At 64.9% G+C, this 699-nt stretch carries 1 protein-coding gene; it reads right to left on the bottom strand.

Annotation, left to right across the window (positions count from 1 at the left end):
- A partial coding sequence (gene clpX / locus G6W55_RS38070; RefSeq protein ID WP_175525110.1) for an ATP-dependent Clp protease ATP-binding subunit ClpX occupies positions 1 to 699 on the bottom strand: 699 nt, incomplete at both ends.

Here is a 699-nt window from a genome sequence, read left to right as displayed (position 1 = left end):
CTCGATGATCTTCTCCAGGCCGGAGAACGCGCCGCCCACGATGAACAGCACGTTCGTCGTGTCGATCTGGATGAACTCCTGGTGCGGGTGCTTGCGGCCGCCCTGCGGCGGGACGGAGGCCGTGGTGCCCTCAAGGATCTTCAGCAGCGCCTGCTGCACACCCTCACCGGACACGTCACGCGTGATCGACGGGTTCTCGCTCTTACGGGCGACCTTGTCGATCTCGTCGATGTAGATGATCCCGGTCTCGGCCTTCTTGACGTCGTAGTCGGCGGCCTGGATCAGCTTCAGCAGGATGTTCTCGACGTCCTCGCCGACGTACCCCGCCTCGGTGAGGGCGGTGGCGTCCGCGATGGCGAACGGGACGTTCAGCATGCGGGCGAGGGTCTGTGCCAGGAGGGTCTTGCCGGAGCCCGTGGGGCCCAGCAGCAGGATGTTGGACTTGGCCAACTCGATGGCGTCCTCACGGCTTTGGCCGCCGCCGTTCTCGCCGGCCTGGACGCGCTTGTAGTGGTTGTACACCGCGACCGACAGGGCCTTCTTGGCGGCCTCCTGGCCGACCACATAGCCCTCGAGGAACTCGTAGATCTCGCGCGGCTTCGGGAGTTCCTCCCAGCGGACCTCGCTGGTCTCCGCGAGTTCTTCCTCGATGATCTCGTTGCAGAGATCGATGCACTCGTCGCAGATGTACACACCGGG

It is taken from the genome of Streptomyces sp. CAI-85 (genome assembly GCF_013363615.1).
Lineage (GTDB): Bacteria > Actinomycetota > Actinomycetes > Streptomycetales > Streptomycetaceae > Streptomyces > Streptomyces antibioticus_B.
The sequence above is the reverse complement of the archived record's forward strand: the minus strand, read 5'-3'. Positions and strand labels throughout refer to the sequence as shown.